This is a genomic window from Methylocaldum sp. GT1TLB (assembly GCF_051027445.1).
Lineage (GTDB): Bacteria > Pseudomonadota > Gammaproteobacteria > Methylococcales > Methylococcaceae > Methylocaldum.
In genome coordinates, this window is sequence record NZ_CP194898.1 from 3,388,610 (window position 1) to 3,411,039 (window position 22,430).

Annotated in this window: 20 protein-coding genes and 1 pseudogene; 12 read left to right on the forward strand and 9 right to left on the reverse strand. The window is 59.1% G+C overall.

What is annotated here, in order from left to right:
• Positions 1-70 precede the first annotated feature (70 nt).
• Positions 71-3,103, forward strand: coding sequence for a bifunctional diguanylate cyclase/phosphodiesterase (locus ACR2R1_RS14740; RefSeq protein WP_434110692.1), 3,033 nt, complete (start codon positions 71-73; stop codon positions 3,101-3,103).
• Here the strand turns inward: ACR2R1_RS14740 and ACR2R1_RS14745 are convergent.
• Positions 3,086-3,970 carry a DMT family transporter gene (locus ACR2R1_RS14745; protein ID WP_434110694.1) on the reverse strand — a complete coding sequence of 295 codons (885 nt, stop codon included), beginning with the start codon at positions 3,968-3,970 and terminating at the stop codon, positions 3,086-3,088. The genes ACR2R1_RS14740 and ACR2R1_RS14745 overlap by 18 nt on opposite strands.
• Positions 3,971-4,432: 462 nt before the next feature.
• On the opposite strand from ACR2R1_RS14745, the gene ACR2R1_RS14750 reads away from it, so the two are divergent.
• Positions 4,433-4,759, forward strand: coding sequence for an RNA recognition motif domain-containing protein (locus ACR2R1_RS14750; protein WP_434110696.1), 327 nt, complete (start codon positions 4,433-4,435; stop codon positions 4,757-4,759).
• 852 nt (positions 4,760-5,611) lie between these two features.
• Here the strand turns inward: ACR2R1_RS14750 and ACR2R1_RS14755 are convergent.
• Positions 5,612-6,271 carry a hypothetical protein gene (locus ACR2R1_RS14755; protein ID WP_133716370.1) on the reverse strand — a complete coding sequence of 220 codons (660 nt, stop codon included), beginning with the start codon at positions 6,269-6,271 and terminating at the stop codon, positions 5,612-5,614.
• 164 nt (positions 6,272-6,435) lie between these two features.
• Between ACR2R1_RS14755 and ACR2R1_RS14760 the strand changes: the two genes are divergently transcribed.
• Positions 6,436-7,890: an amidohydrolase family protein gene (locus tag ACR2R1_RS14760; RefSeq protein ID WP_434110698.1), complete on the forward strand. Its 1,455-nt coding sequence runs from the start codon at positions 6,436-6,438 to the stop codon at positions 7,888-7,890.
• Positions 7,891-7,958: 68 nt separating this feature from the next.
• On the opposite strand, the gene ACR2R1_RS14765 is transcribed toward ACR2R1_RS14760, so the two are convergent.
• The 3 genes from ACR2R1_RS14765 to ACR2R1_RS14775 form a co-directional block, all read right to left on the reverse strand.
• Positions 7,959-8,102 (reverse strand): DUF3309 family protein, encoded by a 144-nt coding sequence (locus ACR2R1_RS14765; RefSeq protein ID WP_077728224.1) that lies wholly within the window; start codon positions 8,100-8,102, stop codon positions 7,959-7,961.
• Positions 8,103-8,186: 84 nt separating this feature from the next.
• A complete protein-coding gene (locus tag ACR2R1_RS14770; protein WP_086134445.1) occupies positions 8,187-8,561 on the reverse strand; it encodes a 3D domain-containing protein in 375 nt (124 codons plus the stop codon).
• Positions 8,562-8,677: 116 nt separating this feature from the next.
• Entirely contained in the window at positions 8,678-9,229 is a 552-nt protein-coding gene (locus ACR2R1_RS14775) for an rRNA large subunit pseudouridine synthase E (RefSeq protein WP_434110700.1), read from the reverse strand.
• Positions 9,230-9,267: 38 nt separating this feature from the next.
• On the opposite strand from ACR2R1_RS14775, the pseudogene ACR2R1_RS14780 reads away from it, so the two are divergent.
• The 4 genes and pseudogenes from ACR2R1_RS14780 to ACR2R1_RS14795 all read left to right on the forward strand — a co-directional run.
• Positions 9,268-10,101: pseudogene (locus ACR2R1_RS14780) on the forward strand (TrmH family RNA methyltransferase); the annotation flags it as partial.
• A 123-nt stretch (positions 10,102-10,224) separates the two neighbouring features.
• Entirely contained in the window at positions 10,225-10,470 is a 246-nt protein-coding gene (locus ACR2R1_RS14785; RefSeq protein ID WP_086134458.1) for a GDCCVxC domain-containing (seleno)protein, read from the forward strand.
• Positions 10,467-12,701, forward strand: a complete 2,235-nt coding sequence (locus ACR2R1_RS14790; protein ID WP_156879920.1) for an EAL domain-containing protein — start codon at positions 10,467-10,469, stop codon at positions 12,699-12,701. Before ACR2R1_RS14785 ends, ACR2R1_RS14790 begins: the two co-directional genes overlap by 4 nt.
• Before the next feature lie 424 nt (positions 12,702-13,125).
• On the forward strand, positions 13,126-14,202 hold the full coding sequence (locus ACR2R1_RS14795) for a cytochrome-c peroxidase (RefSeq protein ID WP_168183836.1): 1,077 nt from the start codon (positions 13,126-13,128) through the stop codon (positions 14,200-14,202).
• Positions 14,203-14,459: 257 nt separating this feature from the next.
• Here ACR2R1_RS14795 and ACR2R1_RS14800 read toward each other — a convergent pair whose 3' ends face one another.
• The 4 genes from ACR2R1_RS14800 to ACR2R1_RS14815 are packed head-to-tail and all read right to left on the reverse strand — an operon-like array spanning position 14,460 to position 17,433.
• The gene (locus ACR2R1_RS14800) at positions 14,460-15,116 is read right to left on the reverse strand and encodes a c-type cytochrome (RefSeq protein ID WP_434110704.1); all 657 of its coding nucleotides are present in this window, start codon (positions 15,114-15,116) and stop codon (positions 14,460-14,462) included.
• 1 nt (position 15,117) lies between these two features.
• Positions 15,118-16,746, reverse strand: a complete 1,629-nt coding sequence (locus ACR2R1_RS14805; protein ID WP_434110707.1) for a cbb3-type cytochrome c oxidase subunit I — start codon at positions 16,744-16,746, stop codon at positions 15,118-15,120.
• Between the two features lie 4 nt (positions 16,747-16,750).
• Positions 16,751-17,272 carry a cupredoxin domain-containing protein gene (locus ACR2R1_RS14810; protein WP_077728254.1) on the reverse strand — a complete coding sequence of 174 codons (522 nt, stop codon included), beginning with the start codon at positions 17,270-17,272 and terminating at the stop codon, positions 16,751-16,753.
• Between the two features lie 8 nt (positions 17,273-17,280).
• The gene (locus ACR2R1_RS14815; protein WP_166642458.1) at positions 17,281-17,433 is read right to left on the reverse strand and encodes a hypothetical protein; all 153 of its coding nucleotides are present in this window, start codon (positions 17,431-17,433) and stop codon (positions 17,281-17,283) included.
• Positions 17,434-17,685: 252 nt separating this feature from the next.
• Here ACR2R1_RS14815 and ACR2R1_RS14820 point away from each other — a divergent pair, with 252 nt between their 5' ends.
• From ACR2R1_RS14820 to ACR2R1_RS14840, 5 genes are all read left to right on the forward strand, one after another.
• On the forward strand, positions 17,686-18,306 hold the full coding sequence (locus ACR2R1_RS14820) for a TetR/AcrR family transcriptional regulator (RefSeq protein WP_434110709.1): 621 nt from the start codon (positions 17,686-17,688) through the stop codon (positions 18,304-18,306).
• Positions 18,307-18,317: 11 nt separating this feature from the next.
• Entirely contained in the window at positions 18,318-19,433 is a 1,116-nt protein-coding gene (locus ACR2R1_RS14825) for a methyltransferase (protein ID WP_434110711.1), read from the forward strand.
• 187 nt (positions 19,434-19,620) lie between these two features.
• Positions 19,621-20,292, forward strand: coding sequence for a ribonuclease T2 family protein (locus ACR2R1_RS14830; protein WP_434110713.1), 672 nt, complete (start codon positions 19,621-19,623; stop codon positions 20,290-20,292).
• Between the two features lie 48 nt (positions 20,293-20,340).
• Entirely contained in the window at positions 20,341-21,786 is a 1,446-nt protein-coding gene (locus tag ACR2R1_RS14835) for a DUF3375 domain-containing protein (protein WP_434110715.1), read from the forward strand.
• 2 nt (positions 21,787-21,788) lie between these two features.
• Positions 21,789-22,430, forward strand: coding sequence for a DUF4194 domain-containing protein (locus tag ACR2R1_RS14840; RefSeq protein ID WP_434110717.1), 642 nt, complete (start codon positions 21,789-21,791; stop codon positions 22,428-22,430).

Genomic DNA, 22,430 nt, shown 5'->3' on the forward strand with positions numbered 1-22,430 from the left:
GGGTTATGTTTAAAGTCTTCGGCCGATAACTCCGCCTCGCGGCTCGTTTAGCATCTGACATTCAAAAACGATGGCATCCGTCTCCCGACCCAAGCTTACGAGCGGGCGGCTCACTTATCCGCTCAGCTTGGTCATTTTCGCCGCGTCCTATTTTCTGACGGCGAAATCCGCTCTGTTGCTGGCGACAGTCCACGTCAAAGTCACTCCCATCTGGCCTCCGACCGGCCTCGCCCTGGCCGCGTGTCTCGCCTTCGGCCAGCGCTGGTGGCCTGGCGTTTTTCTCGGCGCCCTGGCAGTCAATCTCACGACCGGTGCATGGCTTTCCGCATTCCCGATCGCCGTCGGCAACACGCTCGAGGCCGTCGCCGGAGCCACATTGATCGCCCGCGCCGTGCCCTCGGACCGGATTTTTTGTACGGTTCGGAACGTATTTCGCTTTTTGAGGTTCGGCGTGCTGGCTGCTCCTCTTGTCAGCGCCGGCATTGGAAGCTTGAGCGTGATGCTGTTGGAACCAGATGCATCCCGCTCGATTTGCGATCTATGGTGGACCTGGTGGCTGGGCAATGCATGCGGAGCGCTCGTGGTGACCCCGCTTTTTCTGGCGTTGGCCGCTCGCTCTAAGCTTGAAGCTTTAAGCTTGGAACAAGCACTCCATACAGTGCTGACAGTATTGACCGCGCTTTATGCCTTCGGTGGATGGCTGCATCCGGATACCGCTCACTATCCGTTGGTCTTTTTCACCATTCCCACTCTCATTTGGGCGGCTTTCCGCCTCGGCCCGCTCGCCATCGCTTCGACATTGGCCCTCAACGTTCTGATCGCGTCGGCGAGCACGGCGAACGGAATCGGGCCATTTTCCCAGTACCCGACGAACGCCTCTTTTCTGCTGCTCGACGCCTTCATACTCATCGTCGGCGGCACCACGTACGTCATGTCGGCGTTGGTGGCCGAGCAAAAGTCCACGCAGTCCATGCTACGAAACCGCGGAGAGCTTCTCGAGCAACGGGTCGTGGAATCGACGCGGCAGCTCGAGGAAGAGCGCGAACATCTGGAGAGCATTCTGATCAACATGCGAGATGCCGTGTGGAGCGTCTCTCCGGATGGCGGAAAAGTGCTGTTCGTCAACAAAGTCGTCGAAAATATTTACGGCCACAAACCGGAGGAATTCTATGCCGATCCGGAACTCTGGCTGAATGTTGTCCACCCGGACGACCGCCCGTTCGTTCATGCCGGATTCGCCGATCTCCTCCAAGGCGCCAACTTCGATGCCGTGTACCGGATCGTTCGCGCCGACGGAGAGATCCGTTGGGTCCACGATATGGGTTATCCAGTCACCGATGCGGCCGGAGAACGCACCCGACTCGACGGCATCACCCGCGACATAACCGCGGAAAAACGGATCGAAACCGAGCTCCGTCTCGCCCAAGCGGCATTCGAAAATACCACCGAAGGGATCGTCATTACCGATGCCGAAACTCGAATCGTTGCCGTCAACCGAGCGTTTACCGCGATTACCGGCTATCCCGAATCCGATTTGCTCGGCAAGACGCCGCGTCTTTGGCAGTCCAAGCGACACAACGGCGCTGTTTACAAAGAACTTTGGGCCGCGATCCGGACAACCGGGCAATGGCGCGGCGAGCTCTGGAACCGGCGCAAGAACGGCGAAATCTTTCCTGCCCTCGAGAACGTCAGCGCAATTCGCGATCGGGACGGCCAAATTCTGAACTATGTCGCCGTGGTTTCGGATATCAGCGGCGTCAAGCAATTCGAGAAGCAATTGTTCCAACTCGCGCACCACGATGCCCTCACCCAATTGCCCAACCGCCTGCTGCTCACGGATCGGGTGGATCACGCCTTATCTCACGCCCATCGCGAAGGACATCGGGTAGCCGTCCTCTTCATAGACCTGGACCGTTTCAAGAACATCAACGACAGCCTGGGCCATGCCGTGGGCGATCAGTTGCTGTGCGAGATTGCATCGCGACTGACTTCCGCCGTCCACGAGAACGATACCGTAGCCAGACTGGGGGGCGACGAATTCGCCATCGCCCAGGAGCGCATCAAGACCCCGGCGTGCGCGGCAATGCTCGCCGAAGTGCTGGTCAACGCGCTCAGCGAGCCGGTCCGTGTCGACGAACACGAGCTGTTCATCACCCCCAGCATCGGCATCAGCATTTATCCGGACGATGCGAAAGGCACCGACGACCTGATTCGACATGCCGATGCGGCGATGTATCACGCCAAGCGGCTGGGACGGAATCGCTTCCAGTTCTACAGCAAATCGCTAACCCAAGAGATCCTGGAAAAAGTCCGGCTGGAAACCCAATTACGCCAGGCGCTCAAACGGGGCGAGCTCGAAGTCTTTTATCAACCCCAAATCAATTTGCTCGACGGCGCCGTATCGGGAGCCGAAGCACTGGTACGGTGGTGCCATCCGGAAATCGGTCTCGTATCGCCCACCAAATTCATCCCGCTCGCCGAGGAAAGCGGAATCATCTGCCAAATCGGCGAATTCGTGCTTCGCGAAGCGTGCCGCCAGGCCAAGACTTGGCTCGATCACGGGTTTTCCTTCCAGCAAATCGCCGTCAATGTCTCCAGTCAGCAATTACACGATTCGGATCTGGTCGAACTCGTCTCCCGCACACTCGCGGAAACCGGTCTCGACGCACGATATCTGGAGGTCGAGATTACCGAAACCGTCGTCATGCAGCAGATGGAGAAAACGCTGCGCATTCTCGAAGACCTGCGCACACTCGGCGTGAATCTTGCAGTCGACGATTTCGGCACCGGCTATTCCAGCCTGGGTTATTTGAAACAATTACCCGTACATCGCCTGAAGATCGACCAATCCTTCGTCATGGATGTGCCGCACGAGAATAATGACGCGATCATTCGGGCGATTGCGGCAATGGCTCGCTCGCTCCGCCTGGAGTTGATCGCAGAGGGTGTGGAAACGGCGGCGCAACACGCGTTTCTCGCCGCAGAAGGGTGTCAACTGGGCCAGGGTTATTTATTCGGCAAGTCGGTTCCGTCTTCCGAGTTCAGTTTCGCCCCCCGCCCGGTGCCCGCCAACGCAGTCGACCTCTCATTTCTCGGCACGTGAACGGACGGCCGAGAACGGCAGGAAGACTCCGCAAAGCAAGACCAGCATGCAACCGGCCAGGGCTTTCTGATCGGGGACCTTCGCGAACAGCAACACGCCCCAAATCACGCTCATAACCGGACCGATGTAGCCCACGGAGCTGACCAAGGCGGCCGGGGCCATTTGATAGGCTCGCGTCATGTACAACTGGGCACCGCTGCCGGAAATCCCCGCGAGCATCACCCAGCCCCAAGCATTCTGCGTGGACGGCCAAAGGACGCCATAAATTCCGAAATAAACCAGATGAATCGCCACAGCGACCAGGCAGAAATAGAAAACCACGGCCTGCGGCGGATTACTCCGGCCGGCGCGGGCAACCATCAAGTACGCCAGAGCGGCCAGAAATCCGGACCCCAGCGCCATAGCCCGCCCGAGAAAGTCCGAAGGGCCGAGCCTCGGCTGAAATAGCAGAAAAAGGCCTGCGAGCGAGCCGAATATGGCCAGCCAGACGGACAGCGGGTTTCGCTGCGATAAAACGGCGGGCCCCAACAGAGCCACGAACATGCCGCTGCTCGCCGACAAAAACGCGCTCTCGCCGGGCCCGATCCGCTGAATAGCCGCGAACGAGAGCATCAGCGAGACCGCACCGAATAGACCGCGCAACCACAGCGAAGCCCGCCGGTCGCCGAATAAGGCCCATCCCTGCTTGAACCACAGTGCCGGCGCCACGAGGATGACGAGATTCACCGTCACCCGAATGAAACTAACCATAGGCGCAGCAACCGGAGGGACGGTTAGGGCCGCGCCGTACACACCTACTCCCATCACCGAAAACAGGAAAGCGGCAATGACCATGTAGGCCAGTCCGCGCATTCGTCCTTGCCACATACGGCCGCCTTCCGCGCAACAGGCGGTTCGATGGGGATGGTTGGAAATCAAGAGCGGATCTGTTTTAGGAAGAGTTTCGAGGGCTTGGGCGAATGAGAGATGAAGGCTTTCGATCGAGCGAATGTTTCCCGATACCGGGACGGATTGCAAATCCACCATCATCGTCCGGATTTTCCCTCGGATCGAATCAAATCATAACCGGCATAAACATACTTTTGCCCGATGCGGGATTCGTAGAAATAACCATAGGCAAAGCCATATCCTCATGCTAGAGTTCGGGAACCTGACACGTTCCTTCAGCGGCATTTGGTAATTCCTTCCTGGATCCGGCGTCGTTCTCGCTCTGTTCCCGAAGTCCTCGCCTCATACCTCAAGAAGTAACTCGTAGGTTTGTCCTCGGCCTTGGAGGCCGGTTTTGTTTGTTGATGTTCCGGCGCGTGTCGGAGCGGGAGTTATTTTCAAATGAAGAATATTTATGTAGGCAACTTATCATTCCAGACCACGGAAGACGAGCTTCGTGGGCTGTTCTCCCAGTATGGCGAGGTTCAATCGGTTAATCTGATCACCGATCGCTTTACCGGACAATCCAAGGGCTTCGGCTTTGTCGTGATGGACAGCCGGGGGGGGCAGGAAGCTATTGATAAATTAAATCAGACCGAATTCGGCGGCCGTTCCATTACCGTCAATGAAGCGCGTCCCCGCGAAAACAACCGTGGCGGTTCTACTCAACGTCGCGGTGGTGGTGGTGGCGGTGGTGGTGGCTTCGGCGGTCAGCGTCGCGGTTACTAACCGGTAGCCGAGAAACATCTTCAAGAGCAGGTTGTTTCGATGCGGCCTGCTCTGCAACGCTGGCCCGAACTGCTTTCTACCGACCGCTAAAACGGTTCAGAAACAGTTTCGGGCTTGCGTACCATTGTTTTCGCTTGTCGGTTGCCCTAGGCCATCAAGCAAATATCGAAGCTTGACCGTACCAAGCCTTTTGCGGCTTACCACGCAGGCCGAGTAGGGTCGGTCGACTGTCGGATCGAAAAAACAATCCCCGCGGACCAGCGGCCCTCGGCTCCGGCGCGGGATACGGTGGACCGGCAGTTATAGTTGTCTCAGGAACCCAACAATAGGCGACATCTCAGTCGCATCGGCGTTTTATGGAAAACCAGCGCGCTTCCGACGAGACAGCCATAGGGGGAACATCCCTGTTCAGGGTCGACATCCGCTGTCACTAAGAAATAAGTTTGGTCCGCTGAAGAATTCCGGATCAGAATGCCCCGACTCCCTTCGAAACATCCCGAGTCCGTTCGGAACATCCCTTTCCTACTGCGATATCCTTAAGTCCGTTCGCGTTCCAAATCCTGCACGGAATATCCTTATTCCGTTCGGAACATCCTGTTCCTCGCGACATCCCTAAGTCCCTTCGCAACATCCTAATCCCTACCGGAACGTCCACTGTTCCGGACCTGAAACCGAAACCCTGCGCTCCCGGTTTCAGGTGGCTTCATTAAACCCGCATATAGCTCCAAGACAAATACGTACGCCTTCGTATGTACGAAAGCTAGACATGAGTCGGAGCAAGAAACGGAATTCCGAAGACGTTTTTTGCGTCGCTTCGCTCCGGAAATGCCCTAAAAAACCGTGATTCCGGCCTCATATCGTCTGCGGCTTTTTTCCGGGCGTTGCTTCAAGAGACCGCAGTTGGTCTTCCAGCTGCTGTAGTTCCTGTTGAAGCCTGGGCAACAAATCCTTCTTGATGGACTCTTCGGTAGCAGCCTGCGCTCTTTGTATCTCGCCCAATAACCGTGCCCATTCGTCCCGCAGCTTTTGTGCCTCCTCCGATTCCGGCACCCGCCGCATATCGGACTCGAAGCGCTCCACCTGCTCGCGAAGAATACCGAGCCCCTCGGTGAAGCCGCGCAAGATTTCCCCCAGAGGAAAAAGCGGCGTCTGTCTGACAGAACCCCGAACCGTGGCACCATCCGCCAAAGGCGCGTCACCCGCGTTCCCCGGCTGAATTTCGACACGACGCCGTTCGGAATTATCAGGGTCTTCGTCCACTACGAAACGGGCGCTCTGAGTGACCTCCGCAGCAAACCCGGGCTCGATGGCGAGCTTTGCCACGTAACCGCTTTGCCCTGTTGCTTCCACGTCCGTGACCCTGCCCACGCTCTGGTTCCGAATGACAACAGCGTCTCCCGGCTGCAAACCGCCCGGCGCGTCGAGCTGTAACTTCAATTCAAGCTCGTCGCGGCTGCAGCCGAATAGCAGCAGAATCAACGCGACGATAGCGAGGGTGAATCTGATGGGCATGAAAGTGTCTCCCGGACGTTATGGATCTTCGACTTGTCTCTGCATGATAAAGCAAAGCTTAGGGCGAACGGCAGAAATCGCCTTCAGGTGAAACAAAGCATTTTGATCGCAAGTCTCATAAATAGATTTCGAAACGGTGAATCGAATCGAGCAAGGAGAACCTCATGGCGCCTATCGATCCGGAGGGTAGACGTTTGCCCGTCAAACTGGATACCGCCACCAATGGCGAATACCTGCCGATGCCGCTGACCGAACCGGTATTCATGGCGAAGCGATTAGCGCACGACCAGGTTTCGACGGTGTCGCGGCGGCTCGGCATGAGCCGACGGACATTTCTTAAATCGGTGTCGGGCGCAGCGACGACGCTGCTGGCCATGAACCAGGCGTTCGCCGCTTTCGGCCGAACCGGAGGACGATACGAAATTCCGGTAGAAGCGGCTTACGAACCGGAGCTGGCCCAAGCGGCTTTGGGCGGAAAAGAGTTCATCTTTGACATTCAGGGACACCACGTGAATCCCAAGGGGCCGTGGCGAAGACCGACCAATCGCTGGACGTATAGCCTCCGGTTCTTTCCGCAATCCGATTGCGGCGACGGCGCCATCGAGTGCTTCTCGGCGGAGCATTTCATCCGCGAAGTATTCCTGGACAGCGACACCACCATGGCGGTCCTCTCCGCCGTTCCGGCAGCCCCGGGCGACGATCCCTTGACCATAGAAGACGCCGCCGCCACGCGGACCACGGTGGACGCCCTGCAAGGCTCGCACCGGTTGCTGATCCACGGTTTGGTCCGTCCCAACCTGCCGGGCGAAATCGATGCGATGTCCATGCAAAAGGAAAAATACGGCGTCGCCGCCTGGAAAACCTATACCCAGTGGGGACCCTCGGGAAAAGGGTATTGGCTGGACGATCCCAACGTCGGGATTCCCTTCATCGAAAAAGCGCGCAGTCTGGGCGTGAAAGTGATTTGCATACACAAAGGGCTTCCCCTGTTCGGCCTCGACTATACGCATTCCACCTGCCGCGACATCGGCGTGGTGGCCAAACGCTTTCCGGACGTCGCCTTTATCGTCTATCACTCCGGCTACGAGCCGAAACGCAAGGAAGGGCGCTACGATCCCAATAACGCTTCGGCAGGTGTGGATTCGCTCATCAAGAGCGTCCAGGACAACGGCATTCCGCCGAACAGCAATGTTTACGCGGAACTCGGCAGCACCTGGAAGCTGCTGATGCGAGACCCCGGCCAGGCCGCCCATGTGCTCGGCAAGCTGTTCAAATACGTGGGCGAAAACAACGTGCTGTGGGGAACCGATTCGATCTGGTACGGCAGCCCCCAAGACCAGATTCAGGCTTTCCGTGCGTTCCAGATCGGCGAACCCCTTAGAGAACGCCACGGCTATCCGGAGATTACTGCGGAATTGCGGACCAAAGTGTTCGGCTTGAATGCCGCCAAGCCCTACGGCATCTCGACGGAGGAAATAAAAAGGCGCACCGCTTCCGACCGCGTCGCCGGCATCAAGCAAGAGTACCTGGAACACCCAGAGCCCAGTTTCGCCAGCTACGGACCGAAGACGAGGCGGGAGTTTTTCGACCTGCTGCGGCTCAGGGGAGGACCGTTGTGAGCCGCAGTTTAGAGTCTCGCTCGGCCGAAGCCCGATTCAAGTACCGCTTTTCGCCGAAGGTCCGATGATTACAACAAAATCATCAATACGATGATGATCAGAATGATGCCCACGATGCCGCTCGGGTAATAACCCCATCCTCTACTGTACGGCCACGTGGGAAGGAGCCCGAAAATCAGCAGGATCAGAACAATCAGTAGAATCGTTTCCATCGAAAATCTCCATATAGAAACATCCCTTAAGTTCCACGGCCAAAGCCGAAGGTCGGATTCGTTTGCGTGGATCGGTATCGGAGCCTACCACGAGATTCTGACTTTTCTCTCGCCCCAAGCTACCGCTTTCCCCAACTTCTTGCCCATGTGAATATCGATTCGCCGTTCCCATCTGTCGTGCATACGGTCCAGCACGACGAATTCACCCATGCCATGGACTTTAACCTTCGTTCCGCAATTGAGCCCCATCTCGAAAAGATCGCGTGAGACAGCAATGACGTTGCGTTTGGATTCAATGGGTTTGTTACAGGCGCCGATATGAGGTGTGCTGTCGGTTTGCTCAACGACGGAATTGTACGCGGTGGCAGTTACAGTCATGGATTTCGCTTGCAGCGGGTCGGCCAGCCATAGCACTATTACAAGCAGCAAAGCGCCAAATGATGCGCGCTTCGTATCCATACCGTTGATCTTCCATTGAATCCTTCAGGCCCGTTTCCGGAGCCATAATCTTGTAGACATTTGTTCGTCTTTCGGGTTCACCTCGCCGATCGGGAAGATCGAAGCGAGGTCTGTGTTCATCGGGGCGGTTCAGCCTCGCGCCATTCTCCCGGCTTGAGGTCGCCCAGCGTCCAAGGCCCGATTGCCCAGCGAATGAGACGCAAAGTGGGAAATCCAACCGCCGCGGTCATGCGCCGTACCTGACGATTGCGTCCTTCCCGCAAAGTCAGTTCGATCCACGAAGTCAGAATGGCGGCACGATAGCGAATCGGAGGATCGCGCGGCCAAAGACCCGGAGGCTCCTCCATGACGCGCGCCTTGGCCGGCCGAGTCGGACCGTCCTTCAACAGCACCCCGCGCCGCAGCCGCTCCAACGCTGCCTGGTCCGGAACCCCTTCCACCTGCGCCCAATAAACCTTAGGCAACTTATGACGCGGATCGGCGATGCGCGCCTGCAAGCGGCCGTCGTCGGTCAGCAGGAGAAGTCCTTCGCTGTCCCGGTCCAGCCGACCGGCGGGGTACACGTTCTTGAGCGGAATGTAATCGGCGAGCGTCGCGCGGTCGTGAGCGCGGTCGGTAAACTGAGACAGAACGTCGTAGGGCTTATTGAAAAGTATCAGGCGGGACACGGGTCTTGGCTCACCGCGGACGGTGCGGAATGGGTAGAATGGAAAACCGTAGAAACTACTATGCAATTCCTTCCGTGTCCAAACCGAAAACGCCGCGTCCCTCGGACCGCTCACCCCGCCAATCACGCGCGCCTAAACGCCCGCAGCTGGAGAAACCGATCGCCCACCCGCCCGAGCGGACGATCAGAATCGCCGGGCTGCCCGCAGTTGCCGCCTTATTCAAGCGCGATCCCGACCGGGTACTGCGGTTTTTTTATGAAGAGCACATGGTGCCCCTGGTCGGCGAGTTCTGCGCCTATATGGCACGGCTCCGTCGTCCCTACCGCATGGTCGACACCGAGGAGTTGGCACGCATCGCCGGCACCATGCTGCACGGCGGTATCGTCGCGGTTGCCGAGCCGCGCCCGATTCCACCCCTCGATCTCGGGGAAGCCCATCAGTGGGCTCAAAGCGGGCAGCCCCTGTTCATCCTGGACGGCGTCAGCAATTCTCATAATCTCGGCGCCATCGCCCGCACGCTGGCTTTTTTCGGATTTCAGAATCTGGTGATTTCCGATCACCCGGCTCAAGCCGGACTCTCCGAATCGGCCTATCGGGTAGCAGAGGGCGGGCTCGAATACCTGCAAATCCGCAAGGCCACGTCTTTGCCCGAGGCACTGAAGCGCTTGAGACGCGATTACCGCGTCGTGGGCACGGCCCTGGGGCGCGGCGTTTCCATGGAAACGCTGACGCAAGACCCGCGCCCCGCTGCCGTCGTTCTCGGCAACGAGGAAGATGGGCTACCGACGGCGACGCTGGCGGCTTGCGAAGCCGTCGTGACCCTGCCGGGCTCCGGCCAGGTACAATCCCTCAACGTGTCGGCGACTGCGGCGATCCTGGCTTACGCGTCGCCCGAACCCTCCACGTGGAAAATCGAGAGGCGCCGGCACTCCGAAAAGCCGCCCGAGAAAATCGGCTTGATTCGCCCGGTCGGCGGTTTCCAGCGGAAAAAACTTATGACAACGCCACCGAAAACCTTATCGATCATCACCTGCCCGGCGTGCGGATTTTCGCGGGAGGAACAAATGCCCGTCGATGCCTGCCAGTGGTTCTACGAATGCGCCGGCTGCGGACGGATGCTGAGGCCCAAGCAGGGGGATTGCTGCGTCTTCTGCTCCTACGGCAGCGTACCGTGCCCGCCGGTACAAACCCACGATCCGGATTGTTGCTCCAAGGCGAACCATCATGTCGACGATAGTTGACTAAAGTTAATCAATTTAAACCGTCCTTTGCCTTGAACAATATCCACTCCGATATTCCGGTCAGGCCCCGTCTGTTCAGCTACGGGCTCGTGGCCTTGCTTCTCGTCGCCGGCTACCTCGCGTTGCGCGGCCATTCGTGGACCGGCTCGGCGCATCTGCACACCATTATGGAAACGGTCGCGACGCTGCTGGCGTTCGTCGTCGGAGCCATGGCCCTGGTCCGCTACTACAGCCGCAAGAGCAATACCTTTCTGGTTATCGGCACCGGTTTCCTCGGCACCGGCCTCCTCGACGGGCACCACGCCCTGGTGACCTCGGAGTGGCTGAGTCAGCGCTTGCCCTCGGCGTTATCGTCGTTGATACCGTGGAGCTGGATGGCATCCCGTTTCTTTCTGTCTGCGGCGCTGCTGTTGAGCGGGTGGATTTGGCGCCGCGAGGCGAAACTCGGCGCAGCCGGCCGATTCGACGAAAAAACCGTTTATTCGACGGCTGCCGGGGCCGCGTTGCTGAGTTTTCTTTTCTTCGCGTTCGTACCGCTCCCGCCGTCTCATCATTTTGTGTTGTTGAGTCCGTTTTTTCGCCCTCAGGAATTCTTTCCGGCAATCCTCTTTCTGCTCGCCTTGATCGGTTATCTGAGAAAAGGCCGATGGAAGACCGACAGTTTCGAGCATTGGATGATACTGTCGTTGATCGTGAGCTTCGAATCCCAAGCCGTCTTCATGCCCTTGTCGAGTGGCCTGTTCGACCTCGAATTCAATCTGGCCCATGTGCTCAAATGCGCCAGCTACGTTTGTGTACTGACCGGTCTTATGATCAACATGTATTCCACCTATCGGCAGGCGGAAAACGAAGTCGAGATTCGCATGGCGGCCGAAGCCAAGGCCGAGCGACTGGCGCTCTTCGATGAGCTTACCGGGCTGGAGAATCGCCGCTCCGTCCAGGTTCGGATCGAGCAAGCATTGGCCGCGTCGAGAAGGCACGGCTGGCACGGCGCGCTGCTCTTTCTGGATCTCGACAACTTCAAGAACATCAATGACTCGCTGGGCCATTCGGCGGGAGACACGCTATTGCAGCAGATAGCCCATCGCCTGGTCTCGCTGGTTCGCAGCGAGGACACCGTAGCGCGGTACGGCGGCGACGAGTTCGTGATATTGCTCTGCGAGCTGGCGGATAGACCCGAGAACGCCCGTGACAAGTGCTGGAAAATAGCCGAGAAAGTGCTTGCCTCGCTGGAGGAGCCTTATCGGCTGGGGGATCATTCTTATCATGTGACCTCGAGCATAGGCATCGCCCTTTTTCCCGATGCGGACGGGAACGGCGAAGATCTGCTCAAGCATGCGGACATGGCGATGTACCGATCGAAACACGACGGCCGAAACGCCATCCGGTTCTACAATCCTCAGATGCACAAAAACGCTCAGCAAAGACTTGCGCTCGAGCAGGAGCTCCGAGATGCAATCGACCGACTCGAATTGCGCCTGCACTTCCAGCCGCAATTCGATTTGCACAGCGGCCGGCCTTCGGGCGCGGAAGTGCTGATGCGCTGGCTGCATCCGGAAAGGGGGCTCATCGGCCCATCGGACTTGATTTCCCTCGCCGAGGAATCCCGCCTGATACTGCCCATCGGCGAGTGGATCGTCGGGCAAACGGCCGCATATCTGCGCTGCTGGGAACAAACGGGCCTGCTCGCCGACATCCGCACCGTGTCGGTCAACCTCAGCCCGGTGCAGTTCCGCCATCCGCAGCTCGTGGAGACGATCTTGCGGATCTTGGCCCAGCAGGGAGTCGATCCTCGCCTGATCGCGCTCGAACTGACCGAGAACGTCGTGATGGAGGATCTCAAAGGCTCGCTGAAGAAGATGCGGCAGCTGAAAGAGGCTGGTGTGCGTTTATCCTTGGACGATTTCGGGACCGGATATTCTTCCCTGGCCTATCTCAAACAACTGCCGCTCGACGAGCTGAAAATCGACCGCAGCTTCATCCGCAGCATCGGGCACAATCAACAAGATGCCGCCATCGTGGAAGCCATAGTCAACCTGGCTCAGCACCTCGATTTGGATGCCGTGGCCGAAGGTATCGAAACCGCGGACCAATTGGCGTTCCTGCAGCGCATCTATTGCAGGTTCGGCCAAGGATACTATCTCCAAAAACCCATCGATGCCGGCGAATTCGAGGCGTTTCTCGGCCGGTATCCGGAACCGTACGCCGCACGCCACACTCGAATTCCATAGTCGGTCCGCCAGCCGTGCGCCAGGACGCGTCCGACGGCCGTTTCCACGATTCTCTAATCTTGTAGTTGATAAATCGCATTTGAGTGGCCGAAATGCGATCCGATAATCCTAGAAACGGCCGTCGGACGCGCGCGAGTGTGCGGTGGACCGGCCGGATGGCAAGCCTGTCCTGAGCCCCGTCGAAGGGGCGCGACGCCGCCGTGGGGCCGTCCCCCACAAGAAGGAGCAACGCCGCCAGGCGGCCGGTCCACCGTGCAATCGGGTGCGTAGCGGCTTCACCCAGAAGGTGAGATCGGTACAAGGTCGGACACTTACGATTCATTGGACTTCTCTAATGCATCGAAGCGGTCAACTGCCGTTTCTAGGATAATCACTCGCCAGGGCTTGCCGGTTCTGGTACTCGGTTTTCACGAGGAGAGGAAAGGTGAAAAGACTAATCTTGTGCTTGCCGCTTATGGTGGTGGGAAACGCATGGGCAGCCGAGGAGCTTATGCAAAGGGCGCAGGCCCTGTTCAAACCCATTCCCACCGAACCGCCGCCCATCCGGAACACTGTCGTTACGCCGGAAAGGATCGAGTTGGGCAAGATGCTCTACTTCGATCCGCGTCTTTCGAGGAGTTGGATGATCAGCTGCAATAGCTGCCACAACCTGGCGCTGGGCGGCGTCGATCTCGAGCAGACTTCGATCGGACACGGATGGCAGAAAGGGCCCCGCAATGCACCCACGGTGCTGAATTCCGTGTTCAATATCGCCCAGTTCTGGGACGGGCGGGCGGCCGATCTTCAAACGCAAGCCAAGGGTCCCTTGCAGGCCAGCGTGGAGATGAACAATACCCCCGAGCGGCTCGAAAAAACCCTGAACACCATCCCCGGCTATGTCGAACGCTTCAAGCAAGCTTTCCCGAACGAACCCAACCCGGTGAGCTTCGATAATCTGGCAAAGGCCATCGAGGCCTTCGAAGCGACCCTGATTACCCCGAATTCCAAGTTCGACCGCTATCTCAAAGGCGACGACAAAGCGCTCAACGATGCGGAAAAACAAGGCCTGGCGCTGTTCATGGACAAGGGCTGCTCGAACTGCCACAACGGCATCAACATCGGCGGCAACGGCTATTTTCCTTTCGGCGTCGTGGAAAAACCCGGTGCGGAAATCCTGCCGCTGAAGGACAAGGGACGATTCACCGTCACCAATACCGCCAGCGACGAATACGTCTTCAAAGTGCCCTCATTGAGGAATATCGTGCTGACGCCTCCTTATTTCCACTCCGGCCAGGTGTGGGATCTCCGGCAGGCCGTGGCCATCATGGGCACGGCGCAACTGGGCGCCAAGCTGACCGATCCGGAAATCGACTCGGTCACCACCTTTTTGAGAACCTTGACCGGCGATCAACCCAAAATCGAATTGACCCACCTGCCGCCTCACACCAAAGACACGCCATTGCCGATCGTGGAAGTTACGCCGGAAGGTACGGTAAAACCCGAGGGCACCAAAACGCATTAGCCGTGTAGAAGGATGAGCCTTCCCGAGCGGCGTCGAAGAGGCGTTATTCCAAGTCGCTTTCAATCTGGAATTCATGTTTGTAGGGTGGGTTAGGCCGCGAGGCCGTAACCCACCGAGCGACCTTCAATCGGTGGTTTACGCTCCGCTAAATCCACCCTACGATGAATGTCCACACGCATGCCGAATGGAATTAGCCGTTCCCGGCAGACCGGCTAACGCTTATTCCGGTTACGCGAAAAAATGAGAGGGAAAATCGATCAGCGTTCCAAACCGGCGTAATACCTCGCCAACTGCCGGATCTCCTCGTCGTTGAGCTGCTGCACGATCAGGCGCATGCGCCGGTAGATATCGTTGCGGCGCGCCTCGGATTTGTACGCCAGCATCGTTTGTTCGAGATAGGCGGCCTTTTGGGCGGCGAGAACCGGCGTATCCATGGTCTGGCCTTGCCCGGCGGAACCGTGACAGACAGCGCAGGGCGCGACGATGCGCGTTCCGTCGCCGCGGTCGACGAGTTTGCGGATCGTGTCCGGAACCTCATCTGCCTTCTTTGCGGAAGGCAGGGGCTGGCGGCTGTACCAGGCCGAGACGTCCGCCATGTCCTGATCCGACAAGCCGGCGCTTATGCCCACCATGATCTCGTTCGAGCGGCTGCCGCTCTTGTAATCGTGAAGCTGCTTATAGAGATAGGTCGCCGATTGCCCTTGAAGATACGGGAATTCGCTTTCGGCGTTTTCCGGCGTCGCGGCATGGCAGGCTTCGCAAGCTTGCGCGAGTTCCTTACCCCTCTCGGCATCGCCGTTCTTGACGAACCTCAGGGTTTCCGGGGTCCACGCCACCTGGGTCGAAGGCTCCGCCGAGATTTGACCGTTCGCCGCAGCGAGCACGATCCATGCGAGAACATAGCCCTTTTTCATGTCAGTACCCCCACGCGACCGAGCCAAAGGTCTTGATCAGGAAAAACTGGGCGATCGGATAGCCGAAGTTCACCAGCATGAGCACCGCGATCGCGATATTCCACACTCTGAAACCGTTCAACAGCGGATGCACCCGGGTCACCAGGTCCAGCGATTCCGCGTATTCGATTTCGTCCACCTGAATCGGCGCCGTTTCCGGCTGTCGGTACGATTTCGCGAGGATATAGACGAACAGCACGGCCGAAAACGTCAGCACGGTTCCCCCGACGACCATGGTCAATATATAGGGATCCCACGCGAAGGTGAGGGGACTGTTGTAGGTCACGGTCGAAATGCGGCGCGGCTGGCCGAGCAACCCGAGAATATGCCAGGCCGTCGTCAGAATGACGAACCCCCAAAACCACGACCACAGTTGCACGAGCGGCAGCGTGGACGAAACAAGCGGCTTGCCGGTCACGTGTGGCCAAAGGTAATAGGCCGTGGCCATGTACATGATGATGGTGGTCCCGCCGAAGATCAGATGGAAATGCCCGGCCACCCAGGCGGTATTGTGGACCATGGCATTCATCGCATAACTCGCGTTGACCAGGCCGCCGAAACCGCCCAGGACCAGCATCGCAGCCGCAAGAATGCCCGCGAGCACCATGGAGTTGCGCCAGGGCAAGGCCCCGATCCAGCCGAACAAGCCCGTGCCTCCCTTGGAACGGCCGGCCATTTCCAGCGAGGCGGTCACCGTGAAGGCGGTAAGCAAGGTCGGCACAGCCACAAGAAAGGTCAGCGCACCGTGAGACAGCTTGAAGCCGGCACTCTGTTCGGGGTCCATATAAAGATGGTGAAAACCGATCGGCAGACTGAGCACCAAGAGCATGACGAAAGCCGCACGTCCCAGTTCGTGGCTGAACAGTTTCCCGCCCGCCGCCTTGGGAACGAAGCTGTAAAGCGCGATATAGGCCGGAATCAGCCAGAAATAGACGATGGGGTGCAGGGTCCAGGCAAAAAGTGTCCTGGCAAGCCCGGGATCGACCGTATCCTTCAGTCCCAAGGACCATGGAATGAGCTGAAACACCACCTCCGAGCCGACGCCCACGCTGGTCCAAAGCCACAGAATCGCATTGGCGGTGGTGGCGAACATCGGCAAGGGGACCGGCTCGCCCGGATGGGCGTTCTTCCATTGCCCGTGCATGACGATCATGATCACGCACCAAACCCAGGAGCCCGCCAGCAGCAGGGTCGCACCGATGTAAAACAGCGCATGGGCCTGCACCGGCGGATAAAAGGTGTACAGCACCGAGGCCCGGCCGAGCAGCAAGGGAAGCGCGGCCAATCCCGTCCCGACCGTGCTGGTCCAGAACCCGATCCAGGCCCATTTCGGATTCCAGAGCGGCATCTTCAGGCTGGACACGGCCGTGACGTAGCCGAACCCCATGATGAAAAAGGTGGTCAGCACATAAGCCATCAACACCCCATGAGTGCTGACGGAAGCGAAGTACACGCCGGGCGACTGCAGGGCCGGGATCAGGTCGCTGCGCTCCAGCACCTGGTAAAACCCCATAACCGCCGCCAAGGCGAAGGCACCGAAAGCGACCGCGAAATGGCTCAGCGCCAGTTTTCTGATTTCGATTGCGAGCATACGCTTATCTCCTTACCGGTTGCGCATTGGGTGCCGCGGGCCAGCTTTCCTTGGCCACTACGGTCACCTTGCTCCACATGTGATCGTGCCCGAGCCCGCAGTATTCGTTGCAGAGCATGGGATATTCGCCAGGCTTCGGAAAGGTCGTGGTGATCTCGGAGACGTAGCCCGGCACGACCATCGTGCCCATGTTGGTCATCGGGATATGGATGCCGTGCAGGACGTCGGCACTGGCGATGCGGAACGTCACTTGGGTTCCGGCGGGAAGCTGGATCTCGCGGGGATAGAACCCGTAGCGGGCGGCGACCAGAGTCACTTTGATCGTGCCGTCGGGCTGGGTCCAAACGCCGAGTTTATCCTCGGCGAATTCCTCGCTCAGATGGAGACTGGCGGAATCGATGGTTTCGATGTGACTGGGCGGATGGATGTTTCGTGCGATGGCGGTGTAGAAAATGGCCAGCAGAAAGATGCCGATGACCGCCAGAACGACATAAATCCATCTTCTCTCGAGCGGGTGGATGTGCATGGCTCACCTCACTGGACGCCGCCGCGCGGCAGAAACACCCCGAAGTAAAGGAAAAGCCAGGCGATCACCATTCCGGCGACGATCAGGCAAAGCAGTGTCCAAGTGCCGATCGGCGTGAATTTCGAGGGATCAAAACGTTCTTCTTCATTTTTGATATCCATATTTGTCCCCTTGACAAATTAGCCGTGCCTCAACAGTCGTGGAGTGTGCCCCGCCTGATGGCCGAACGCAAGCATTAATCCGTTATGATTTGGCGGCAACGCAACAAGTTTTGCCGAATACGCGATAGAGCTAATAGCCCTGCGCGCCGAGCCATGAATCAATCAAAGGACGCGTTTTGATTGGCGAAACCGCTATCGATGGCAACAGGCGGATGCTACTCTGCTTTCCGTCATCCGCTATAGGAGAAGTCCATGGCTGTCGCCGCCGAACAAGCTCCAGCCCCCGTCCGGTCCCGGCTGCTCAGGGCGGCTCTCGAATGCTTTCTCGCCGACGAATACCACAAGGTCACGACCCGACGGATTGCCGAAAAGGCCGACGCCAATATTTCGATGATCCGTTACTACTTCGGCAGCAAGGAAGGTCTGTACGAGGAGATGATCCGGGATACGTTGAGCCCGTTGCTGGATGTGCTGGACGGCCCGATGCTGTCGTCGGTGAAAGGCTTTACGGATTTCCCCCGTCTCTACTACGACACGATGTCCAAACGGCCTGAATTTCCCAGGCTGATCCTGAAAGTGCTGGCGCTGAACCAAGGCCCGGGCCGACGCTTCATTCAGCAATTGCTGGAACGGGGACGCACACGCGGCGCGCGGACAGTGGCCGACTTGAAAAGCCATGGACAGATCGCCCCATCGGTAGACCCCGACATCCTGAGAATGACATTCGTCAGCCTGGCCATGATGCCGATGCTGCTGAAAGACATCTTCGAGGAACAGATGGGGCATGCGATGGATGCAGCGTTCATCGAAAACCTGGCCGAGTTCAACGGCCGACTCTTTACAGGGGGCCTGGCACCGGCCCCGCACGAATAGCTGGAGCCGCGATGCCATTACAAAAAGCTACCGGAGCCGTTCGGCTGTTTTCCCGATCGATGAAATTCGCCGGCTGGCTCCAGACCATCCCGGACAAGCTGACGCCGCCGCCGTTTCGCCTAATGCAGATCGGCTCGGCTTTCTGGCAATCGCGGGCGCTTTACGTCGCCGCCCGACTCGACATCGCGACGGTGCTGGGAGACCAACAGCTCACGGCCGAAAAGATCGCCGCGCAGGTCTCCGCGCAGCCCGATGGGGTCTACAGGCTGCTTCGGATGCTCGCTGCCATGGGCGTTTTCCAGGAAGTGTCGCCACGTGTGTTCGGTAATAACCGCGTTTCCGCCTATCTGCGGAAGGACCACCCGAAAAGCGTGCGCGCGATGATTCTGATGCACAACTCGGAGGAGATGAGTCGCCCCTGGTATGAACAATTGGAAAACGGCGTCAAGAGAGGGGAAGTTCCTTTCGGGCTCGCTCATGGGCAGGACCTGTTTGCTTATATGGACAGCCACCCCGAATTCGACGCACTGTTCTCGCGGGCGATGGACAGCGTTGAAGCCTTGACCGGAGACAGCTTCGCCCGCGACTTCGATTGGGGACGTTTCGAGCGCGTGATTGATGTCGGCGGATCGAGGGGCAGTAAGTCCCTTGCCATTCTGAAACGGCATCCGCATCTGAAAGCCGTGGTGGTCGATCGCGTTCAGGTTATCCGGGATGCCGAACGATATTGGATTGGACGCGAAGCTCCGGAGCTGCTCGCCCGCCTGAGCTTTCAGGCCGGCGATTTACTCGAAGCGGTCCCGACGGCGACGAGCGACAAGGACATCTACCTGCTCAGCGCCGTACTGCACGGCTTCGACGACGAGACCTGCGCCAAAGCTCTCACCAATCTTGCCGGCGCTTGCACCGGAACGGGCGCCCGCATCGCCCTGATGGAGCTGGTCATGGCCGAATCGCGGGCCGACCTTGCCGGCGCTGCTCTCGACATGCAAATGTTCATGGCCACCCGAGGAAGAGAGAGGACTCTCGATGAATGGCGGAGTCTGTTCGACCGGTGCGGGATGATGCTGGAAGAAGTGGTGAACCTTCGATCGTTTGCGAAGATACTCGTTCTACAGCCGAGATAACGAGATTTGCCGGTGACCTGAACTCGAATCGCCGGTAAATTCCGCCTTCACATTTTGCCGCCGAGACGCATGAGCATTCCGCACAAATGCCCAAGTACAATAACCCCGAAAAGACACATAAGAAAACCGTGATCCTAAACCCGTCACAAACGGTCGCTTCAGCCACACCGCTTCTTGGGGGCAAACTGTGAACATCCTGAAGAGAATCGTCTTATTCGCACTGGCCTTTTCAGCTCTTCCGGCATATGCGGACTGGAGCGCGGAAGACGAATACGCCTGCAGTGATAATGTGGCCGGCAAATTCAAGTATTACGCGCTGGCCCTGTCCTGGTCGCCGGAATTCTGCCGTTCCCATCCCGGTCTCCGGGACGAGCCGCAGTGCCGGGAAAACCGTCGATTCATTGTCCACGGACTTTGGCCTCAGTGCGAAAACGACGCTCCGCGCGATTGCCAAGACGGCGGACGCCCGGATCGGGTCGATAAACGCAGGATTCACGGCTTCATGCCATCGGACTATCTCATCCGTCACGAATGGAAGGCCCACGGAACCTGCTCGGCTCTGTCCCGCAGGGGCTACTTCGAGCTTACCGAAACGCTTTTCCGGAAACTGAACTTGCCCAGCCTCGCCGAAACCGCCGAAGCGGAGGAGATCGAGCGGCTGTTCATGGAAAAGAATCCAGGGCTCGATGACGACGAAATCGTGCTGTCCTGCGGCGCGAACGGCCAAAGGAGCAGCGCCAAGACCCTAGACGAGGTCATCGTTTGCTTCGACCGCGACACCCACGCCTTTACCCGCTGCGAGAACATCCGCGACACGTGCCGGACCCAGAAAACCGTCACGGTCACCGGAGCGCGTTGAACGCGGAGAAGCTGGCCAAATAAGCACAGACAAGCGATTGCATCCCGCATGAGCCTCGACTACGTCACCCTCGACCTCCTCCGCCAGAACCACCCGGCCTGGCGCTTGCTGCGCTCGGATCACGCGCCGCTGGTGGCGGGTTTTCTGCATCGCGTGTTCGTCGCGCCCAATGTGCGGACGATGGCGCAGTCGGACCTGGCCGAAGCGCTGGAGGACGAGTTGTTCGGGCTGCGCGAGAGGCTCGGGGAAGGCGCTTTCCCTAAACCTGCGCTCGAATACCTGAACGACTGGGCCGGCAACGACAAGGCCTGGCTGCGGAAGTTTTACGTGCAAGGCTCGGACGAACCGCACTTCGATCTGACGCCTTCCACCGAAAAGGCGATTGCCTGGCTGGGCACGCTGACCGAACGGGCTTTCGTCGGCACCGAATCGCGGCTGCTCACCTTGTTCGAACTGCTCAAGCAGATGAGCGAAGGCTCCGAGACCGACCCCGAGGCGCGCATCGCAGAACTCCACAAGCGCCGCGGCGAGATCGACGCCGAGATCGCGCGCATCCTGGAGGGCGACATCCCCCTGCTGGACGACACGGCGCTCAAGGACCGCTTCCAGCAGTTCATGGCGCTCGCTCGCGAACTCCTCACCGATTTTCGCGAAGTCGAGCACAATTTCCGCGCGCTGGACCGGCGGGTGCGGGAGCGCATCGCCCTGTGGGGCGGCGGCAAGGGCGCGCTGCTGGAAGAGATCATGGGCGAGCGCGACGCCATCGCCGACTCGGATCAGGGCCGGAGCTTCCGCGCCTTCTGGGACTTCCTCATGTCCAGCCGCCGCCAGGAGGAACTGACGGAACTGCTGGACCGGGTGCTGAGCCTGCCGCCGGTGGCCGAACTCGGCCCGGACGCCCGCACCCGCCGCATTCACTACGACTGGCTGGAAGCGGGCGAGCACACCCAGCGCACGGTCGCTCAGCTTTCGCAACAGTTGCGGCGCTTCCTGGACGACAAGGCCTGGCTCGAGAACCGGCGCATCATGGATATTCTCCGTAACATCGAGGCCAAGGCACTGGAGCTGCGCGACTCGCCGCCCGCGGGCGAAATGATGACCGTCGCCGACGCCGCCGCGACCATCGAGCTGCCCATGGAAAGGCCGCTCTACGTCCCGCCGATCAAGCCGCGCATCGCCGACCTGGGGCTGGAAACGGGCGACGCCGAGGTGGATGCTGCCGCGCTGTTCTCCCAGGTGGTCGTCGACAAAACGGCGCTGTCGCGCCACATCCGCCATGCCTTGCAGGAACGCTCGCAAATCACGCTGCGCGAACTGTGCGAGAAGCGTCCCTTGAAGCAGGGACTTGCCGAACTGGTCGCTTACTTGCAACTGGCGGGCGAAACCTTCAAGTCCGTGGTGGACGAAGAGGTCACCGAGATTATTGTCTGGCACTACGGCGACGACGGACGCATGAAACAGGCCCGGCTGCCGCGGGTGATTTTTGTGAGATAACAATGGCGGAACAAGACATCGAAACGCCGAACAACGCCGCGCCCGATCTGTCGGCCCTGGTGGTGCCGCTGCTGAAGGGCGTGATCTACCAGGAAAGCGATCCCGCGCTGTGGAACGCGCTGCTCAATCTCCAGGGCCGCGCGCGCGACTACGTGGCCGTGCTCGGGCTGGAGCTGATGCTGGACGAAGCCGAAGGCTACGCCTTCCTGCGCTCGCGCACCGACGACGAGGACGACGCCGCGGCCAGGACGCCGCGCCTGGTGGCCCGGCGCCCACTCTCGTTCCCGGTCAGCCTGCTGCTGGCGCTGCTGCGCAAGAAACTGGCCGAATTCGATGCGAGCGGCGGCGACACCCGCCTGGTGCTCTCGCGCGGCGAGGCGGTCGAGCTGATCCGGGTGTTCCTGCCCGAGGGCAGCAACGAGGCCAGGCTGATCGACCAGGTGGACGCCCACCTCAACAGGATCGTGGAGCTCGGCTTCCTGCGCCGCCTGAAACCGCCGGCCGGGCAGGAAGCCATGTTCGAGGTGCGGCGCATTCTCAAGGCCTTCATCGACGCGCAATGGCTGGCGGAATTCGATCAGCGGCTGGACGCCTACAAGGCGCATCTGCTCGAAAACCGACAAGACAACCGAGACAATGACTGA

Bases quoted from the DNA above. Each gene is read 5' to 3' on its own strand.
- ACR2R1_RS14740 (WP_434110692.1), top strand. From the start codon at position 71: ATGGCATCCGTCTCCCGACCCAAGCTTACGAGCGGGCGGCTCACTTAT.
- ACR2R1_RS14745 (WP_434110694.1), bottom strand. From the start codon at position 3,970: ATGTGGCAAGGACGAATGCGCGGACTGGCCTACATGGTCATTGCCGCT.
- ACR2R1_RS14750 (WP_434110696.1), top strand. From the start codon at position 4,433: ATGAAGAATATTTATGTAGGCAACTTATCATTCCAGACCACGGAAGAC.
- ACR2R1_RS14755 (WP_133716370.1), bottom strand. From the start codon at position 6,271: ATGCCCATCAGATTCACCCTCGCTATCGTCGCGTTGATTCTGCTGCTA.
- ACR2R1_RS14760 (WP_434110698.1), top strand. From the start codon at position 6,436: ATGGCGCCTATCGATCCGGAGGGTAGACGTTTGCCCGTCAAACTGGAT.
- ACR2R1_RS14765 (WP_077728224.1), bottom strand. From the start codon at position 8,102: ATGGAAACGATTCTACTGATTGTTCTGATCCTGCTGATTTTCGGGCTC.
- ACR2R1_RS14770 (WP_086134445.1), bottom strand. From the start codon at position 8,561: ATGGATACGAAGCGCGCATCATTTGGCGCTTTGCTGCTTGTAATAGTG.
- ACR2R1_RS14785 (WP_086134458.1), top strand. From the start codon at position 10,225: ATGACAACGCCACCGAAAACCTTATCGATCATCACCTGCCCGGCGTGC.
- ACR2R1_RS14800 (WP_434110704.1), bottom strand. From the start codon at position 15,116: ATGAAAAAGGGCTATGTTCTCGCATGGATCGTGCTCGCTGCGGCGAAC.
- ACR2R1_RS14805 (WP_434110707.1), bottom strand. From the start codon at position 16,746: ATGCTCGCAATCGAAATCAGAAAACTGGCGCTGAGCCATTTCGCGGTC.
- ACR2R1_RS14810 (WP_077728254.1), bottom strand. From the start codon at position 17,272: ATGCACATCCACCCGCTCGAGAGAAGATGGATTTATGTCGTTCTGGCG.
- ACR2R1_RS14815 (WP_166642458.1), bottom strand. From the start codon at position 17,433: ATGGATATCAAAAATGAAGAAGAACGTTTTGATCCCTCGAAATTCACG.
- ACR2R1_RS14820 (WP_434110709.1), top strand. From the start codon at position 17,686: ATGGCTGTCGCCGCCGAACAAGCTCCAGCCCCCGTCCGGTCCCGGCTG.
- ACR2R1_RS14825 (WP_434110711.1), top strand. From the start codon at position 18,318: ATGCCATTACAAAAAGCTACCGGAGCCGTTCGGCTGTTTTCCCGATCG.
- ACR2R1_RS14835 (WP_434110715.1), top strand. From the start codon at position 20,341: ATGAGCCTCGACTACGTCACCCTCGACCTCCTCCGCCAGAACCACCCG.
- ACR2R1_RS14840 (WP_434110717.1), top strand. From the start codon at position 21,789: ATGGCGGAACAAGACATCGAAACGCCGAACAACGCCGCGCCCGATCTG.